We start from the raw sequence: 16,658 nt of genomic DNA, 5'->3' as shown, positions 1-16,658 counted from the left end.
CCTGACGGGCGGCCAGCCAGGCCGCCTCCCGGGCCCGCGCCCGCCGACGGCGGCGCTCGGCGATGGCCCGCGCGCGCAGATGTACGACGTACACGGCCAACAGCGTCACGGTGACCGAGAAGCTGATCCAGAACCCTGGACCGACCACCGCCACACCGATCAACTCGACGATGTTGAGCAGCAGCAGCGCGGCGAAGACCCGTCGTCGCCGGTAGACCGCCGGGGCCTGACGGTAGAGGCGTGGACGGCGGCGGGCCCGGGAGGTAATCCCGGACACCAGGCGAAGCCGACCGGGCCGTCGACCGCTGGCCGTGCCCCTGGACCGCGATCTCGGGGCGGGTGCCCCGGAGACCGGCGCACCGGAGACCGGCGGGCTACTCCCGGACAACGGGGACGATCCGTCGGTCCAGCGGGTCACCACGCGACGGGACGGGTTCACCGGCTTCCGGCCGGGCACGGTACGACGTCGACGGCGGCGCTGTAGCACCCGCGCCGTCGACTGCGCCCGCTCCGCCGCCAGCCGCTCGGTGGCGTCGTACCGACGAACCAGCGCCGGCGCGAGGGCGAGCAGACCGGCTGCGGCGAGGACGGCGAGGAGCACCGAGGTCGGCACCCTCACCCCTCCCGTCACCCAAATCGGGCAACCGACCGACCCCGGAAGACCTTCGCGCAGTGATCGCTGATCATGCAGATCGCGGCGGCTCGGTTGGTTGCCGTACCTTCCAGTTACTTGAGGTTACGGGCCCTCAACCAGGAAAATCGTGCGCCGCGCCGACCACGGACCGGCAGAAAGATCAAGCGGCGGTGGCCCGCAGCCGGTGCCAGCGAGCCAGCAGGCCGCCTTCGGGAGCGATTTCCTCGCTGGTCATCGCGTATCCGATGTGATCGCGCCAGGCGCCGTCGATGTGCATGTACCGGGGGTGGTATGCCTCTTCCCGGAAGCCCAGTTTCTCCACGACTCGCCGAGAAGGTCCGTTCTCTGGCCGAATGTTCACTTCTATCCGGTGCAGGCCAACCGGCCCGAAGGCGTAGTCGACCGCCAGCGCCATCGCGGTGGGGATGATCCCGCGACCGGCCACCCGACCGTCGACCCAGTAACCGACGTACGCCGAACAGAACGCCCGCCGCACGATGTTGCCGAGGTTGAGGTGACCGACCAGCCGCTCCTGACCGTCCTCGCGCAGGCACACCGCGAACGGCATGCTCTCCCCACGCCGGGCCGACCGGCGCTGGTCACGGTAGACGTAGCGGAACGCGGCCGGCGAGTTCACGTCCTCCCAGCGACCAGCCGGCGACGACTCCCAGGGGGCCAGCCAGGCCCGGTTGGCCCGCCGGACCTCCGACCAGGCCACCGCGTCGGACCGTCGGTACGGACGCAACAGAACTGGCCCGTCGGTCAGCACCACCGGCCAACCGACCGGGTCACCGAGTCTCATCGTGCCGCCTTCCCGCGCTGAGCCGGCCGGTCCAGATCACCGGCGCCGGTCCAGCAGTAGAACATCCACGGTGGATCCCGCTGTCGCCGTGGTCACCCGCTCGCCGAGGACCAGCAGCCCGTTGGCCTCCGCCAACCCGGACAGTGTGTACGGTCCACCGCTGAGCGGCTGCACCGTATAGCCACCGCCACGCCGCTCGGCGACGTGGGCCGGCCGGAATTCGCGAAGTCCGACCGGTGAACGCACCGTCTCCAACAGATGCGCCCGCACGCTCGGCCGGAACGGTTCGGCACCGGCCAGCAACTGGATCGCCGGGCGGGCCAGCACCTCGAAACCGATCAACGCGGCACCGGGCTCGCCGGGCAGGCACACGACCGGTACCTCCTCCGCGCCGACCGTACCGAAACCGAGCGAGGTCCCCGGGTAGAGCGCGACCTCGGTGAAGGACACCGGCCCGGCCCGGCCACCGTCGCGACGGGACAGGATGCGTCGCACCATGTCACCGGGACCGGTGCCGGTACCACCGGTGGTGATGATGAGGTCGGCCCGCAACGTCTGGTCCTCAAGGAGCCCCCGCAGCCCCTCGGGGTCGTCGTCACAGATGCCGATCCGGTAGGCCACCGCCCCCACCTCGGCGGCGGCTGCGGTGAGCGCGTGGGAGTTTGCATCGACGATCTGACCGGGCTGGCTGGCTCGACCGACGTCGACCAGCTCGTCGCCGGTCGCCACGATCACCACCCGGGGGCTGGGGCGTACCACGACATGGCCGATACCGGTCGCGGCGAAGACGGCGACCAGCGCCGGTGACACGTACGTGCCGGATCGGGCCAGCAGGGTGCCCGAGGGCAGCTCCTCGCCGGCCCGGCGCACGCCGTACCCGCGTTTGGGCGTGCGGAAGATCTCCACGGCGGCCATGCCCTGGTCGGTCCACTCCACCGGCACCACGACGTCGGCGGCCAGCGGCAGCGGCGCGCCGGCCGCCACCGAGAAGCAGCAGCCGGGAGTCAGCCGGACCGGCCGCCAACTGGCCGCGCCCAGGTCACCGACCACATTGAGGCGCACCGGCTGTGGTCCGCCCCGACGGTCCGGCCCATAGGCGGCGGTGGCGGCCGGGGCGTAACCGCCCCGCCCGGCACCGGAAATGTCCTCCCAGCGGGCCGCGTACCCGTCTATCGCGGCCTGGTCGAAGGCCGGATAGGAGTGCGGCGCGACGATGTCCTCGGCAAGCACGTTGCCGTACGCCTGGGTCAGGTCGAGGTCGAGCGGGGGCAGCGCGCGTAACCTGCGCAGCACACTGCCCAGGTAGTCGGCGAGCGGCATCAACTCGTTGGCGGCCGCCTCGGCATCGGCCGTGGCTGTCACACCGTCACCTCACCCGAACCGGTGTCGTTGTGACCGTCGAAGGTGGGTTCGCGCTCTGCCCGATCGCGCACTGGGCCCTGAGGACGATCATGTACTGGGCCCCGAGAGGGAGCCGACGAACTCGCCCAGCCACTTACGGAACTCCGCGCCGAGATCCTCACGCTGGCAGGCGATCTGTACGACGGCCTGTAGGTACCCCAGCGGCATGCCGGTGTCGTAACGGGTACCCCGGTAGACGATGCCGTGCACCGGCACGCCCTCCTCCAGCAGCAGCCCCATGGCGTCGGTGAGTTGGATCTCGCCACCGCTGCCCGGACCGGTCCGCCTGATCGCGTCGAAGATCCGGGCGGGCAGCACGTACCGGCCGATCACGGCAAGGTTGCTCGGCGCATCGGCGGGTGCCGGCTTCTCCACCAGCCCGGTAACCTTCACCACCTCGCCGAGATCGGTGAGCCCGTCTCCGGACGGTGCCACCGACGCGATGCCGTACCGCTTGGTCTCCTCCGGCGCGACCTCCAGGAAGGCCAGCACGATGCCCCCCGTACGGGCCTGGATGTCGAGCATGGCCGGTAGCAGCGGCTCGGACAGGTCGACGAACTCGTCACCGAGCAGCACCGCGAACGGCTCGTCGCCCACGTGCGACTCGGCGTACGACACGGCATGCCCCAGACCGAGCGGTTCAGCCTGCCGGCAGGTGTAGATCTCGGCCAGTTCGCTGGGCCGGCGGATGGCGGCCAGCCGCTCGGTGTCCCCCTTCTCCTCCAGTCTGGCTTCGAGGTAGGGCTGCCGGTCGAAGTGGTCGACCATCGAAGTCTTTCCACGGCCGGTGACGAGGAGTACGTCACCGATGCCCGCCGCCGCAGCCTCTTCGATGATGTACTGCAACACCGGCCGGTCGACCACCGGCAGCAGCTCTTTGGGTACGGCCTTGGTGGCGGGCAGGAACCGGGTAGCGAGGCCAGCGGCCGGGATGACCGCCTTCACCGCCCGCCGCCCAGCCGTCGAGGTGGACATGGCTTGGGTCGTTGAGGCATCCGACATGTCGCGAGACTATCGGCCACGGCTCTGTCGTGGCGGGTGTGGCCCGGAAGACGCGCCGCCCGGGCGATCACCAGGGGGTTTGCCCGCCCAGGGCAACCCGTCGTCGGGCGTCGCGGCACCGGCCGGGACCGGGATCTCCTCGCCCACCGGACGCCGGCCGGCAACCGCCACCCGATAGGTGTCCCGACCAGCCGCCTTGGCTGCGTACAGCGCGTCGTCGGCCGCGTCGAGCACCTGCGCTCCGGTCGTCGCGTGGTCGGGGAAGACAGCTATGCCAATGGAGACAGTGACCGGAATGCGGGACCGGGCAGCAGCCTTGCTGGCTCCGGGGTGCGGTTCGACCGCGATCGGGGTGTCCCGGACGGCCGCGCCGAGGCGTTCGGCGACGGTGGCGGCCCCCCGCGAATCGGTCTCCGGCAGCAACACCACGAACTCCTCACCGCCCTGCCGGAAGGCGAGGTCGACCTCGCGCAGCGCCCCCCGTACCCGCCGGGCGAACTCGGCCAGCACGGCATCCCCGGCGGCATGCCCGTACGTGTCGTTGACCTCCTTGAACCGGTCCAGGTCGAGGGCGAGGACGCTGAGCATGCGGCCGAACCGGCTGGCCCGTTCGACCTCCCGCCGGATCGACTCCTTCAGGTAGCGGTAGTTCCACAGGCCGGTCAGCGGATCGGTCAGGGAGAGCCGCTGCGCCTCCTCGTGCACCCGTACGTTGTCGACGGCCACCGCCGCATGACCGGCGAACGTACGCAGGGTGACCAGGTCGGTGTCGTCGAACTCGTCCGAGCCCAGCCGGTCGTAGAGGGCCAGTACGCCGAGCGCCGCGACCGGGGCCGTCGGCCCCGGAGCACCGCCACCCGAGCGGGGCAGCGGTGCGACGAAGGGCAGGTCGCTCCCGCCGGCCGGGGCGGAGAAGGGTACGGCCACATAGGTCTCACAGCGCGGCTCGAATCCGGACAGTGGGCTGCCATCGGGGTGCACCCGACCCCGCTGCGGCTCGCCGGTGGCGGCGACCAGGCCGAGCAGTCCGACCCCCAACGGGATGCGCAGTGCGGTCGGATCGACGCCGGTCGACGGTTCGCCACCGGCCGGCGTAACGGTTGACGCCGGGCCGCCGGTTGACGCCGGGATGCCGGCTGACAGCTGGGTACCGGCCGACGACGGGACGCCGGCCGATGGCGTCGCCGTACTGCCGTCCGGTGACCCCGTACTGCCGTCCGGTGACCCGGTACCCGCGTCCGGTGACCCGGTACCCCGGTCGGGTGATTCCGTACGGGCCGGCCAGCGCTCGTCGAGTCCCTCGGCACACTGGCCGACGAGCGTGCCGGTGGTTTGGTCGAGCAGTAGCACCACGCCGGCCCGGGCACCGGTCGCGGCCAGTGCGGTCTGCAGGATCACCTGAAGGATCCGGTGCAGGTCGTGGGTGCTGGAGAGGGTGTCACCGAGGACGGCCAGGTGGCCACGGAGCTGGTCACGGCTGGTGGTGAGCGCCTGGACGTAGGCCTGGGTCTCCCGGGTCATCCGGTTGAAGGTGCTGGCCAGCCGGCCTATCTCGTCCGGGGCGTGGACGGGTGCCCGGGCCGTCAGGTCTCCGGCGGCGACCCGGGCCACGGCGGTGGCCAGTTCGGCCAGTGGCCGGGTGGTGACCCGGGCCAGCCGCCAGGCGGCCAGCACCGCCAGGATCCCGGCCAGCAGCACGGTCGCGACGAGCAGAAGGTAGCGGCCCTGCGCCTGGCCGCTCTGCACGGACAGCACCAGCGGCAGCGGCTGCCCCGGGGCCTGACCGACCCGTCGGACGTACCGGCCGCTCTCGGTCTCGACGATGCCGTCCCCGTGGACCCGGCCGGCTGCGGCGACCACGGAGTCACGTACGCCGGGCGACTCGGTGCTGGTGACCGGGCCGCCGGCCGTACCCACGTCGCTGAGCAGGGTGACGGCGACGCCGATGGCTGCGGCAAGCCGGGTCAGGAACGCGGCGTCGATCAACTGGGCTGCGGCCACCGAGCCGATCACGGCTCCGCCGTCGTCACGTAGTTCGACCCACACCGCGAGGGCGGACACCGGTTGGTGTCCGGGATCGGCGGCGGCGCAGTCGGCCCAGGGCAGCGGCGGCGCACCGAGGGTCTGGTGGGCGGTCTCGCCCCGGTCGTCGGTGATGAGCACTCCGGCGGCCAGCCCTCGGGCGACGACCTGGCCGGCGATGCCGGCCCGCGCGGTCGGCTCGGTGACGACCGCGACGGCTTCGGCCGCCGCACGTAGCTGCCGGCACAGTGCGCCGACCGAGGTACGGACCGCGTTGGCCGCTAGATTGAGCTGCTCCTCCGACCGGTGCCGGTTGACCGTCGTGAGGGTGCCGCTGACGAAGATCGCACCGAGCAGGACGGGACCGAGCACGACGACGAGGAAGGCGGTGGTCAACCGTCCACGCAGCGTCACTCTTCCCCCCGAGGGCTCCGCATCGATGCTGCGATGCTGACACAACTTCGTCAATTAACCAGGGTTGCCACAGGAGTGTTACGTGCCGGATTTTTCGGATGAAGCGGAAGTGGTCGCCGCGGCCAAGGCCGAACTGCGCGCCGCCGTGCTCACCCGCCGCCGTTCGCTTCCGGCCGCGCAGCGGGCCGAGGCGGCGGCGCTCGTCCAGGCCGGGCTGGTCGATCTCGTACGCCGGATCCGCCCACGCCGGGTCACCGGGTACGTGCCGATCGGCAGTGAGCCCGGCGGCCCCGACCTGCCCGACGTGCTGCTGGCCACACTCGGGCCGGGCGCACGGTTGCTGCTGCCGGTGCTGCGGGCGGATCTCGATCTGGACTGGGCGGACTACTCCGCCCCCGGAGACCTGGTCACCACCGGGCGCGGGTTGCGGGAACCGGTCGGCCCTCGGCTGGGGCTGTCCGCGATCGCCAGCGCCGATCTGGTCGTGGTGCCCGCCGTCGCCGTGGATGACCGGGGTGTCCGGCTGGGTCGCGGCGGTGGCTCGTACGACCGCGCCCTGGCCCGCGTCGGCACGGACGTACCGACCGTGGTGCTGCTGCACGACGGCGAGCTGCTCGATGAGGTTCCCGCCCTGCCACACGACCAGCGGGTACGGGCGGTGATCACGCCGGCCGACGGGGTACGACTGCTGCCAGCCGGTTGACCTCCGGGCCGGCACCCGCCCCGGTTGGACGAAATGGGCAACCATGACGCACCATTGGCACTCGGATGCGTCGAGTGCCAACAGGCTTGCAAGATCCGGAGGAGACCGTGCCCACGTACCAGTACGCCTGCACCGCTTGCGGACACCAGTTGGAGGCAGTGCAGTCCTTCACCGACGAGCCGCTGACCGAGTGCCCGTCGTGCGAGGGCCGGCTTCGCAAGGTGTTCAACTCCGTCGGCATCGTCTTCAAGGGGTCCGGTTTCTACCGCACCGACTCGCGGTCGGCCGGGGCGGAGACGTCCACCGGCGGCAGCAAGAGCGCCTCGACCAAGTCGGAGTCGTCCTCGGGCGGCAGCGACTCGTCCTCGTCCAGCAACGGCGGCTCCGGCGGCGGTGCCAGTACCAGCAGCGGATCGGCGACGAAGGAGAAGGCGGCGGCCAGCACCGGCAGCTCGACGTCCTCGTCCTCCTCGTCCTCCTCGTCCCCTTCGACCTCCTCGTCCGGCGGAACCGCCTGACCCGACACAGCCGCAGTTATCCACAGGCCGACGGGTTGTCCACAGGTCGGCCGATGACGGCTGCGCACCCGGTGGGCGCTGCCTAGCCTCCTGCACACCGGACGACGCCCACCAGGTGACGTCGCCGGGCCGTAAGGGAGGCCCGCCATGATGCTCGGAAGCAGGCAGCGACAGCGGGAGCCGACGCTGCGCCCCGCCCGATGGCCGGTCCTGCCCCGTGGGGCCGCGTTGCTGCGGATGACGCTGGTCGCGGCACTGTTGGCCCTCGCGGCCGGCGTCCTCTACGCCCGGGAACCTTCACCGTCGTCGTGTCCCGCCTCGAAGCCGACGACCGGGCCGTCCGGGACGACACCGGATCCGGCGTCAAAGAATTCGACGTCAGAGAATTCGACGTCGGAGGATCCGGCAGCGGCCCCGGGCCGGTTGGCAGTACCCGCAGGCACGGTCGGGGTGCCGGTCCGCCTCGCCGAGCCGGCTGCGCTGACCATCGTGCGTCCGGGCGTCCGGGTGGATCTGTTGGCTGTGTCGAGCGCTGGTGGCGGTGCCGGCGGATCACCCGAGCCGACGTTGGTGGCGTCCCGGGCGCTGGTGCTCGACGTGCTGGGCGGGGCGGCAGCCGATGGAACGAGCGCTCTCTACCTAGCTCTTCCGCCAGAGCAGGCGCAACGGGCGGTTGGCATGCCGGAGGGCGTCCGATTCATGATCATTGTTCGGGCCTGATCCGGTCGACCCGGTCCGGGTGCTCCGGTCCGTCAGCCGTCGGCCGTACGACTCAGCCCCAGTGCGGGGGACGGTCGGCCAGCAGCCGATCATCGTTGGAACTCGAACGCTCGCCCCAGCCCCGGTCGGTGTCGTCCGTCGACTGTTCCGGAAACCATTCGGCCCGGTCGCTGGTGAAGTCGACCACTCGATCGTCGTCACGACCCGGTCCGGACCTGTCCACCTGCTGCACGGCAGCCAGCCTAGCCGATCCGACGATCCAGGCGCGCCAGTCAGTGGCCGTACGGACATTGGTTGGTAGCGTCGGTCGGCGTGACGACGCCCAGCGGTGCTACCCCCGACGACAGCGTCTGGCGCCGGCCAGCCGACCAGCCGGCCGAGGCACCCCCACCGGAGCGTGCCGCTCCGACCCCACCCGCCTACCAGGGGCCCCCGCCGACGTCACCACCGCCGCCGGGCTGGCGGCCCCCCGTGCACATCCAGCCACCGCCACCGAGGCAGCTACCACCGCAGAACCTGGCCGGCCTGGAGGAGCAGGAGCGAAGCGCCCGTACCGTGACGTACGGGATCGGGCTGATCGCCGGCGCCGTACTGATCGTGGTGATCTGTCTGCTCTGCGCGCGAATCGTCTTCTGAGCCCGGCAACCTGCGGCTACAGAACGCCCTGCCACACGGCCTGGGCACCGGTGTCCCCGGTCAGGTAGGTGTAGACGGCGGTGACCACCCCGAGCACGACGACGATTCCGGCCAGCACCAGGTTCACCCACTTCGGCAGGGCCTGCGCCCGAGGGTGCCCACTGGCAGCGAAGATCATCAGACCGGTCGCCACCCCGAGGCCGAGGGCGAACCAGAACATCAGGTCGCCGTACTCCTGATGCTCGGTCACCTGATTGATGATCTCTGCCGGGTAGCCCTTCTCGGTGAGGACCTTCTTCAGTTCCTCGCCGGACTCCTTGGCGAACAGCGCTGACGCCGGGGCAACCACGGCGAGGATCGCCGCCGCCCAGCCGAGCCGGGAGCGTAACCGGGGCAGGACCGCGAAGCCGATCGCCAGCAGTACCAGCAGCGGCACGAACACCACCGCCGCGTGTACCAGCATCGGGTGCGCGGGAAGGCCCATGATCTCCTTGAACACCGACACCTCCTGTCTCAGCTGGCCGGGTTGCCAGCGTACGATCCCTGATTGTCCGCGTACAGCAGCGTGCCGACAGTCACGAATCTTCACCCATACACGCACTCCGAGCCGGCACGGTTCAGCCCGGTTCGGGGCAACCTGTGCTGTGTTCGAGGCCACGACGTCGAGCCTTCTTCTTGTTGACGTTCCGTCAGCGTGCTCTCATTGCTCCATGTCAACTGGCGAGGAGCTGCTCCGGTCGAGAGGCCTACGGGTCACCCGGCCGCGCCTCGCCGTACTGGAGATCCTGGCCGGTGGGGGCCACCTGGAGGTCGACGAGATCACCCGACGGGTGCGCGAACGACTCGACTCGGTGTCCACGCAGGCGATCTACGACGTTCTCGGCGCACTCTCCCGGGCCGGGTTGTCCCGGCGGATCGAGCCCGCCGGTAGCCCCGCCCGCTACGAGGCCCGGGCCGGTGACAATCACCATCACGTCGTCTGCCGGGGCTGTGGAGAGATAGCCGACATCGACTGCGCGGTCGGCAGCGCCCCCTGCCTCGACCCGAACACGGCGCACGGCTTCTACGTCGACGAGGCCGAGGTGACCTTCTGGGGGTTGTGCCCCGCCTGCCAGACCCGTCGCGCCGCCGACATCTGAGGGTCCGTACTCCCTCCCCCGCCCGTCAACCGACACCCGGCGGACCGTGGCACCCTTGGGCGATGGACTCCCACGATGATGACCTCGGGCTCTTCGGCCCTGACTCGGTCACCTGGAAGGTGCACGAGGAGCCGATCCTGATCGTCGCGGGCCTGCGTTCGCTCTATCTCCAGGCCCTGCATCCACGCGCGATGGCCGGGGTGGCACAGAACAGCAGCTACCAGGCCGATCCGTGGGGCCGGCTGGTCCGCACTGCGAAATACGTGGGCACCACCATCTACGGCACCACCCGACAGGCTGAGGCGGCGGGTCGCCGGTTGACGGCGCTGCACGCCCGGCTGCGCGCCACCGATCCGGTCACCGGGGAACAGTTCCGGATCGACCATCCGGACCTGCTGCGCTGGGTGCATGTGACCGAGGTCGAATCGTTCGTCAGCACCGCCCAGCGGGCCGGCCTGGCCCTGACCGGAGAGGAGATCGACGGCTACTACACCGAACAGCGGCGAGCCGCAGCGCTGGTCGGCCTCGACCCGACCACCGTGCCCGGCACCGCAGACGAGGTGGACAGCTACTACCGGACGATCCGCAGCGAGCTGCGGATGACCCGGGACGCAGCGGAGACGGCGCTGTTCCTCACCGCCCCGCCAGTGCCCTGGAAGCTGAGCCTGCCCCTCCGGCTGAGCCTCGACTTCGGGCCGGCGCGGTTGGCGTACCTCGGCGTCGCCGGCACCGCCTTCGGGCTGCTACCGGCCTGGGCCCGACGGATGTACGGCACGCTCGGCCTACCCACCACGGCGCTCTCCGCAGAGCTGAGCGTACGGACCCTGCGGCTGGCCCTGGGCGCAGTTCCCCGGCGCTACCTCGAGGGGCCGTTGTACCGGGCGGCCAAGGCCCGCGCCGCCCGACTCACGCTGGCGGCTTAGCCCGGGCGGGCCCTGGGCCGGGCGGGCCGCCGGTGCGGCTCAGTCCTCCCCGGGTGGTTGCGGCGGACTGAGCGTACGTTCGACGGCCGCCCACGGCTCCCTGGCCGGCGCCTGCGCACCGGCGGAGCAGGTACGCCGGTAGTCGCACCACGCACACAGGGTGCCCGGCGTCGTCGGGAACACCTCGTCCGGGTCGGCTCCATCGGCTACCGCCTTCTCGGCGGCGATGATGTCACGGGCCGTGTCCTCGGCCCGGCTGACCTGGCGGGCCAGCGACTCCGGTGTGTGGTCGTACGCCGCCACGGTGCCGGTTGGCAGGTGGTGCAGTTCCACCCGACGGCAGGGCCGGCGGAACACCCGCTCAGCTGCGTACGCATAGAGGGCGAGCGCCTGCGAGCCCCGGGCGTCATCGGCGTCCAGCCCGGCGCGGCCGGTCTTGTAGTCGACGATCACGATCTCGGGCCCGTCCGGGCCGGGCCGGGAGTCGATCCGGTCGGCCCGACCGTTGAAGGCCAGCACCGTCGTCTTGGCCGCGACGACCCGCTCCACGCCCACCGGCTCGTCCCCCGGTTCCAGCGTGTCGACATAGGACTCGAGCCACTGTAGTGCGCGGCCGAACGCCGCCCGCTCCTGCGCGTCGTCGCGGTAGCCCTCGCGTACCCAGGTGCCCTTGAGCAGCATCGGCAGCGCCTCGGCACGGCGACGCTGGGCGGGTAGCCCGTACCAGTTACGAAGTGCGGTGTGCACGCTGGAACCGAGCGAGTTGTGCGCCCAGGGCGGCCCCTTCGGCGGTGCCGGGCGGTCGACGTAGGCGTAGCGGTACCGACGTGGGCAGTCCGCGTAGGCACCGAGTTTGCTGGGGGTGCACACGAACAACCGTTCCGGCATGCCCTCGAACCCCAACTGTTCGGGTTCAGCCTGGCTGGAACGGGCCCGCGGGGTCCCGGAACGGGCCCGGGGAGCCCCGGAGCCGGCTCGTGGGGTCGGGTTGCCGGGAGAGGTCGGCCTTCGCACGGCCCGATCCTGCCATCCCGGTCCGACACCACCGGGCCGCCACCCCGCTCGACCGGTTTCACCGCAGCCGGCAGAGGACCACCCCGCTCGACCGGTCCGGCTCGCTGCCGGCTGGTCAGGCCGGGTTGAGGTAGCCGGTGACGAAGGCAGCCACCGCGTCGGCGATGAGCTGCACGGCGATCGCGGCCAGCAGCAGGCCGGCGATCCGGGTGAGCACCTCGATGCCACCGGGTCGGAGCACCTTCACGATGCCGCCGGAGAAGCGCAGCACCAGCCACACTGCGACCATCACCGCGACGATGGCTGCGGCGATCGAAAGATAGTCGGCCCAGCCCTCCGCCTGCTGGACGAAGAGCATGGTGGCGACGATCGCACCGGGGCCGGCCAGCAACGGCGTGCCCAGCGGTACGAGGGCGATGTTGGAGGTCGTCTGCTGGTTGGGATCGTCCGCCTTGCCGGTGAGCAGTTCCAGCGCGACCAGCACCAGCAGCAGCCCACCGGCTGCCTGCAGGGCGGGCAGGTCGACGTGGAGGTAGTCGAGCAGCGTACGGCCGGCCACCGCGAACACCACGATCACCCCGAGCGCCAGCGCCACCGCCTGCCATGCGGCACGGTTACGCTCCCGGGCGGCCAGCGGCCCGGTCAGGGCAAGGAAGATCGGCACCATACCCGGCGGGTCGGTGATGACCAGCAGGGTTACGAAGACCTCCCCGAACAACTTCAGATCCACCCGATCACGTTAACCGCGCCGCAGGTCAGGCCCCCTGTGAAGCGACCGGCGTCACGCCGCTGGCCGCCGCCACGATCCGCTCGTACGACTCCGTCGAGGTGGTGTACGCCCCCAACCGGACGGTCTTGTGGGTGCCGTGGAAGTCCGAGGAACCGGTCACCAGAAGGCCCAACTCCGAGGCGAGTGCCCGGACGTGTTCGCGTTCCGCCGGCGAATGGTCCTCGTGGTCCGCCTCCAGTCCGACCAGCCCGGCCGCTGCCAACTCCACGATCAGCTCGTCGGGCACGATCCGACCCCGGCGGCTGGCCCTCGGGTGGGCGAAGACCGGCACGCCGCCGGCCTGCCGGACCAGCCGGACCGCGTGGAACACGTCGATGTCGTCCTTGGGCAGCCGGTAGCGCTCGCCCAGCCACTCGGGGGCGAACGCCTCGGTCGTGGTGGCGACCAGACCGGCCCGGATGAGTGCCTGTGCGATGTGTGGACGGCCCACCGTGCCGCCACCGGCAGCAGTGTGGATCTCGTCCCAGCTCACGTCGATCCCGTCGGCCCGAAGCCGCTCGACGATCCGCTCCCCCCGGACCTCGCGGGCCAGCCGTACCCGGGCCAGTTCGGCGGCCAGTTCGGGCTCCGTCGGGTCGAACAGGTACGCCAGCAGGTGCAGCGGAATCGACGGCTGCTGGCCGTACCACCGGCAGGAGAGTTCGGCGCCACGCAACAGCGTCAGTCCGGGTGGCAACGCCTCGACCGCAGGTGCCCAGCCTGCGGTGGTGTCATGATCGGTGATGGCCACGACGTCGAGTCCCGCTCCAGCCGCCGCGTGGACCAGCTCCGCAGGGGTGAGTGTCCCGTCACTGGCGGTCGAATGCGTGTGCAGGTCGATCCGGATGCCGGATCCGGTTGGGACGCTGGGGGGCTGAGTCACCGGCACGAGGCTACCGCGTCGAGGACCTCGTCCCGGTCGGTACGCCTCACCGGGTCACCAGGACCACCTGGTCGCCGGGCACCACGGCCGGGCCGGGGAATCGCTGCACACCGTCGGCGGCACCGACCACGGCCCTGTCCGCGACGACCCGTACCGACTCGCCGCGTTCGTCGACGTGGACCGCCGTGGCGGGGTCGGTCCAGACGGTGGCGCCGGAGATGGCGGGGCCGGCGGCCCGTACGGCCGGTGCCGCTCCGAACGCGCTGTTCAGGTCGATGACGACCGCGCGCCCTGCGGAGGCTCCGCCCATGCCGTTGACCAGTAGCCAACGGCCATCCGGTGACACCGTGCCCGCTGTGCTGACGTCGAGCTGCGGCTGGCACGCGGTCTTGACCGGGACCAGGTTTCGTCCCGGGTCGAGCAACGCCAGGCACGGCCGGGCGGACGCCCCGGTCAGCAACTGCCCGACCACGGCGTTCCCGCCCGAGGTCATCCCGTAGATCGCGGCGACGGCCGGGTTCCAGGTTCCGTGTTCCGCCGTCGGGCTGGACGGCCACCAGAGGCGGTAGGCGTCCAGGCCGGCGTCACCGGTACGGCCGAGCAGCACCGCGACACCGACGAACCCGACCGGCACCGTGTCGGACGATGCCCCTACCTGGACCATGGTGCTCAGCTGACCACCCGCAACCGTCGCCGCCGAGATCTGGGACTTGTCCCGCCAGGCGATCCGCTGCCCGTCCGAGGCCAGCACCACCACGTCGACCCCGGTGAGGATCGCCTTCGGCGAACCGGCCTCGGGGACGAACCAGAGGTTCTTGCCGACCGGCTCCGCCGAGCTGATCACCAACCAGCCGTCCGACACCCGCTTGGCCTGACTGACCCTGCCGAGCGCGGACAGGTCGATCGACTCGCCGGTACTGACGATCAGGTCGGTGCCGACCACCAGGTCGACCGATGGCGGTCCGACATTGATCGCGGCTCCGCTGACCATCGCCGACGGCGTGGGCCCGGCGACAGCAGAGTCGGGACGGCCGGACGGATCACCCAGGACCACGATGGCCGGGCCCGGTTCGCGTGGGCTGCCGCCGAACTGCGCCATTCCGGCACTCGTGGCGATCGTGACCACCGCTGCCAGGGTCACTCCGGCGAACGTACGACGCCGGTGCATGCGATTGGCCCGATGCACCGCCACACCGGCCAGGTCGGCGGTGACCGGGGGCACGCTGACCTGCCGGGAGAGGCAGTCCCGCAGTGCCTGTTCCATGTCATCGGGCGTCACGGTCATTGGACGCCCGGGGGTCGGGCTTTGGTTGTCCGTCTCGACCCCGGTTCGGCCGGCCTCTTCAGTGGTCGGCCCGGATCCGGTGAGCCATGGCGAATCCTCGCGCACGGTCATCTGCCCTCTGCTGACGCCATCGGCAACACCGGGCGCAGCCGGGATGGCGCCGGGCACGGCTCGGTGGCCTCAGGTCGGGCCGGCTCGGCTGTCGCAGGACGCGCCGATTCCACCCCGCCGGGCCGGGCCGGAACGGCAGGAGCCGGCCCGGCAGCCTGAATCGTCCCGGTACGGGATCGTTTCTCGGCGAGTGGGCCGATTTCTGCGGCGGCCTCGTCTCCGAGCCGTCGACGTAACGTGTTGAGTGCCCGGGCGGTCTGGCTCTTCACCGTGCCGACCGAGATGTTGAGCAGGGCTGCGGTCTGCGCCTCGGACATGTCCTCGTAGAAGCGCAGCACCAGGACGGCACGCTGGCGTACGGGCAGCGCCCGTACGTGCCGCCACAGCACATCGCGGTCCAACTGCTCTTCGAACCGGTCCGGTCCGGCGAGTTCCGGCAGCATCTCGGTAGGTCGCTCGCCGTGCCAGCGCCGCCGCCACCAACTGGTCGCGGTGTTGACCAGGACCCGCCGGGCGTACGGTTCGACCGCTTCGATCTCACCTAACCGTTTCCAGGCCAGGTACGTCTTGGTGAGAGCGGTCTGGAGCAGGTCCTCGGCCGTCGCCCAGTCACCCGCCAGCAGGTAGGCGGTACGCAGCAGGGCGGCGGATCGGGCCACAACGAATTCGCGGAACTCCTCTTCCAGGGCGTTCCTGGCCGCCACCTGCCACCTCCCATACCCGCCGTACCACCTGAAAGGTTGTCATCACGGGTGTACAAGGTCTTCAGCAGAAGGGTGCAGGCTGCTCCGATGTTCGGGCAGAAGTTCACGCCCCATCGTCGTTGGCCTCGTCGGCCTCCTTGCCCAGGCGGGCTTCGACGGCCTGCGGCTCGTACATCTCTTCGACGACCCGCAGGTAGAGCTCGTTCGGGTTGGGAAGATGCTTGATCTCCCGCAACGCCTGCTCCTGACCCGCCGATTCCAGTACGAAGGTGCCGTAGTTGAGGGCCCGACCGAGCGGCGACTGCTCGTACTTCATGTCAGTGACCCGGGCCAGCGGCATCATCGCCACCCGGCGGGTGATGATGCCGTTGACCACCATCACCCGCTTGTTGGTCAGGATGAACCGGTCGTAGTACCAGTCGGCGACCTTCCAGGCCACCCAGCCCATCACGCCGAACCAGATGATCACCGCGATCGAGGTCAGCGCACCCACGTCCTGGCCGGCCAGGAACCCGGACAGGTAGCCGAGCACGAACGTCGCGGCGATGCCGATCAGCAACGGCGTGGCGAGGTGGACCCAGTGCCGCTTCCACTCGCCTCGGTAGCGCTCGGTCGGGAAGAGGTAGCGGGCCACCAGTGAGGTCGGCTCGTCCTCCAGGGGGAGCACCCGCCGGGTGCCGGTCGGCATCCCGGAGGCGTCGACCCGCAGACCGGCAAGCTCGTCCTCGGAGATCTGCGGAGGACGGTCGAAGTCGTCGTCGTCCCGGACCCATGCCCTGGTTCCGGAGCGGCGTTCCTCGTAGGCGTACCCGGAGGTGTCCGAATAGGACGAACCGCTCGGGTAGTCGGGGTCATCGCTGATACCCGGCCCGTCGTCGGGCCGGGTACGTGGGATAGGTTCGGTGTCTCGCTCCCGGCGCCGGCGCTCGGTTTCGTCGTCGGGCTCGGGGGGTTCGCCGGACGGATTACCCATCGGAC

Annotated in this window: 19 protein-coding genes and 1 pseudogene; 6 read left to right on the top strand and 14 right to left on the bottom strand. The window is 70.9% G+C overall.

Annotated elements, in window-relative coordinates; translation table 11 throughout:
- The 5 genes from sepX to ACFQ4H_RS15325 form a co-directional block, all read right to left on the bottom strand.
- The coding region (gene sepX / locus ACFQ4H_RS15345; protein ID WP_377571520.1) for a divisome protein SepX/GlpR at window positions 1–619 on the bottom strand (619 nt) is incomplete at its 3' end.
- 175 nt (window positions 620–794) lie between these two features.
- Window positions 795–1,436: a GNAT family N-acetyltransferase gene (locus tag ACFQ4H_RS15340; RefSeq protein WP_377571517.1), complete on the bottom strand. Its 642-nt coding sequence runs from the start codon at window positions 1,434–1,436 to the stop codon at window positions 795–797.
- Between the two features lie 36 nt (window positions 1,437–1,472).
- Window positions 1,473–2,798 (bottom strand): molybdopterin molybdotransferase MoeA, encoded by a 1,326-nt coding sequence (locus tag ACFQ4H_RS15335; protein WP_377571515.1) that lies wholly within the window; start codon window positions 2,796–2,798, stop codon window positions 1,473–1,475.
- Window positions 2,799–2,885: 87 nt separating this feature from the next.
- Window positions 2,886–3,812: a UTP--glucose-1-phosphate uridylyltransferase gene (locus ACFQ4H_RS15330; RefSeq protein WP_377571514.1), complete on the bottom strand. Its 927-nt coding sequence runs from the start codon at window positions 3,810–3,812 to the stop codon at window positions 2,886–2,888.
- A gap of 36 nt (window positions 3,813–3,848) precedes the next feature.
- Window positions 3,849–6,275: a diguanylate cyclase gene (locus tag ACFQ4H_RS15325; protein WP_377571512.1), complete on the bottom strand. Its 2,427-nt coding sequence runs from the start codon at window positions 6,273–6,275 to the stop codon at window positions 3,849–3,851.
- Window positions 6,276–6,357: 82 nt separating this feature from the next.
- Here ACFQ4H_RS15325 and ACFQ4H_RS15320 point away from each other — a divergent pair, with 82 nt between their 5' ends.
- The gene (locus tag ACFQ4H_RS15320) at window positions 6,358–6,978 is read left to right on the top strand and encodes a 5-formyltetrahydrofolate cyclo-ligase (RefSeq protein WP_377571510.1); all 621 of its coding nucleotides are present in this window, start codon (window positions 6,358–6,360) and stop codon (window positions 6,976–6,978) included.
- 65 nt (window positions 6,979–7,043) lie between these two features.
- Window positions 7,044–7,178: pseudogene (locus ACFQ4H_RS15315) on the top strand (FmdB family zinc ribbon protein); the annotation flags it as partial.
- Between the two features lie 62 nt (window positions 7,179–7,240).
- Here the strand turns inward: ACFQ4H_RS15315 and ACFQ4H_RS15310 are convergent.
- Entirely contained in the window at window positions 7,241–7,504 is a 264-nt protein-coding gene (locus ACFQ4H_RS15310; RefSeq protein ID WP_377571544.1) for a hypothetical protein, read from the bottom strand.
- Between the two features lie 139 nt (window positions 7,505–7,643).
- Between ACFQ4H_RS15310 and ACFQ4H_RS15305 the strand changes: the two genes are divergently transcribed.
- Window positions 7,644–8,216 (top strand): flagellar biosynthesis protein FlgA, encoded by a 573-nt coding sequence (locus tag ACFQ4H_RS15305; RefSeq protein ID WP_377571508.1) that lies wholly within the window; start codon window positions 7,644–7,646, stop codon window positions 8,214–8,216.
- A 52-nt stretch (window positions 8,217–8,268) separates the two neighbouring features.
- On the opposite strand, the gene ACFQ4H_RS15300 is transcribed toward ACFQ4H_RS15305, so the two are convergent.
- The gene (locus ACFQ4H_RS15300; protein WP_377571506.1) at window positions 8,269–8,448 is read right to left on the bottom strand and encodes a hypothetical protein; all 180 of its coding nucleotides are present in this window, start codon (window positions 8,446–8,448) and stop codon (window positions 8,269–8,271) included.
- An 80-nt stretch (window positions 8,449–8,528) separates the two neighbouring features.
- Here ACFQ4H_RS15300 and ACFQ4H_RS15295 point away from each other — a divergent pair, with 80 nt between their 5' ends.
- Complete coding sequence (locus ACFQ4H_RS15295) at window positions 8,529–8,852, top strand: translation initiation factor 2 (RefSeq protein WP_377571505.1); 324 nt, start codon at window positions 8,529–8,531, stop codon at window positions 8,850–8,852.
- A 16-nt stretch (window positions 8,853–8,868) separates the two neighbouring features.
- Here ACFQ4H_RS15295 and ACFQ4H_RS15290 read toward each other — a convergent pair whose 3' ends face one another.
- Window positions 8,869–9,351 (bottom strand): DUF2231 domain-containing protein, encoded by a 483-nt coding sequence (locus ACFQ4H_RS15290; RefSeq protein WP_377571503.1) that lies wholly within the window; start codon window positions 9,349–9,351, stop codon window positions 8,869–8,871.
- 211 nt (window positions 9,352–9,562) lie between these two features.
- On the opposite strand from ACFQ4H_RS15290, the gene ACFQ4H_RS15285 reads away from it, so the two are divergent.
- Window positions 9,563–9,991 (top strand): Fur family transcriptional regulator, encoded by a 429-nt coding sequence (locus ACFQ4H_RS15285; RefSeq protein WP_377571501.1) that lies wholly within the window; start codon window positions 9,563–9,565, stop codon window positions 9,989–9,991.
- Window positions 9,992–10,053: 62 nt separating this feature from the next.
- Window positions 10,054–10,914, top strand: a complete 861-nt coding sequence (locus ACFQ4H_RS15280) for an oxygenase MpaB family protein (protein WP_377571498.1) — start codon at window positions 10,054–10,056, stop codon at window positions 10,912–10,914.
- Between the two features lie 39 nt (window positions 10,915–10,953).
- Here ACFQ4H_RS15280 and ACFQ4H_RS15275 read toward each other — a convergent pair whose 3' ends face one another.
- The 6 genes from ACFQ4H_RS15275 to ACFQ4H_RS15250 all read right to left on the bottom strand — a co-directional run bounded on the left by ACFQ4H_RS15275 (window position 10,954) and on the right by ACFQ4H_RS15250 (window position 16,653).
- The gene (locus ACFQ4H_RS15275; protein WP_377571542.1) at window positions 10,954–11,802 is read right to left on the bottom strand and encodes a RecB family exonuclease; all 849 of its coding nucleotides are present in this window, start codon (window positions 11,800–11,802) and stop codon (window positions 10,954–10,956) included.
- 241 nt (window positions 11,803–12,043) lie between these two features.
- On the bottom strand, window positions 12,044–12,658 hold the full coding sequence (locus ACFQ4H_RS15270) for a MarC family protein (protein ID WP_377571495.1): 615 nt from the start codon (window positions 12,656–12,658) through the stop codon (window positions 12,044–12,046).
- Window positions 12,659–12,683: 25 nt separating this feature from the next.
- Window positions 12,684–13,544: a PHP domain-containing protein gene (locus ACFQ4H_RS15265; RefSeq protein WP_377571541.1), complete on the bottom strand. Its 861-nt coding sequence runs from the start codon at window positions 13,542–13,544 to the stop codon at window positions 12,684–12,686.
- Window positions 13,545–13,626: 82 nt separating this feature from the next.
- Window positions 13,627–14,865 (bottom strand): hypothetical protein, encoded by a 1,239-nt coding sequence (locus ACFQ4H_RS15260; protein WP_377571492.1) that lies wholly within the window; start codon window positions 14,863–14,865, stop codon window positions 13,627–13,629.
- Between the two features lie 107 nt (window positions 14,866–14,972).
- On the bottom strand, window positions 14,973–15,680 hold the full coding sequence (locus tag ACFQ4H_RS15255; RefSeq protein ID WP_377571489.1) for a SigE family RNA polymerase sigma factor: 708 nt from the start codon (window positions 15,678–15,680) through the stop codon (window positions 14,973–14,975).
- A gap of 103 nt (window positions 15,681–15,783) precedes the next feature.
- The gene (locus ACFQ4H_RS15250; RefSeq protein WP_377571486.1) at window positions 15,784–16,653 is read right to left on the bottom strand and encodes a PH domain-containing protein; all 870 of its coding nucleotides are present in this window, start codon (window positions 16,651–16,653) and stop codon (window positions 15,784–15,786) included.
- Window positions 16,654–16,658 lie beyond the last annotated feature (5 nt).

Origin of the sequence: Micromonospora sonneratiae (genome assembly GCF_042679305.1) — a bacterium.
GTDB classification, from domain to species: domain Bacteria; phylum Actinomycetota; class Actinomycetes; order Mycobacteriales; family Micromonosporaceae; genus Micromonospora_H; species Micromonospora_H sonneratiae.
This window is presented reverse-complemented; position numbering and strand designations above follow the sequence as displayed.

What these genes read in the sequence shown, in the direction of transcription:
- ACFQ4H_RS15250 (WP_377571486.1), bottom strand. Translation starts at nt 16,653, where the DNA reads ATGGGTAATCCGTCCGGCGAACCCCCCGAGCCCGACGACGAAACCGAG.
- ACFQ4H_RS15305 (WP_377571508.1), top strand. Translation starts at nt 7,644, where the DNA reads ATGATGCTCGGAAGCAGGCAGCGACAGCGGGAGCCGACGCTGCGCCCC.
- ACFQ4H_RS15330 (WP_377571514.1), bottom strand. Translation starts at nt 3,812, where the DNA reads ATGTCCACCTCGACGGCTGGGCGGCGGGCGGTGAAGGCGGTCATCCCG.
- ACFQ4H_RS15340 (WP_377571517.1), bottom strand. Translation starts at nt 1,436, where the DNA reads ATGAGACTCGGTGACCCGGTCGGTTGGCCGGTGGTGCTGACCGACGGG.
- ACFQ4H_RS15260 (WP_377571492.1), bottom strand. Translation starts at nt 14,865, where the DNA reads ATGACCGTGACGCCCGATGACATGGAACAGGCACTGCGGGACTGCCTC.
- ACFQ4H_RS15275 (WP_377571542.1), bottom strand. Translation starts at nt 11,802, where the DNA reads ATGCCGGAACGGTTGTTCGTGTGCACCCCCAGCAAACTCGGTGCCTAC.
- ACFQ4H_RS15280 (WP_377571498.1), top strand. Translation starts at nt 10,054, where the DNA reads ATGGACTCCCACGATGATGACCTCGGGCTCTTCGGCCCTGACTCGGTC.
- ACFQ4H_RS15285 (WP_377571501.1), top strand. Translation starts at nt 9,563, where the DNA reads ATGTCAACTGGCGAGGAGCTGCTCCGGTCGAGAGGCCTACGGGTCACC.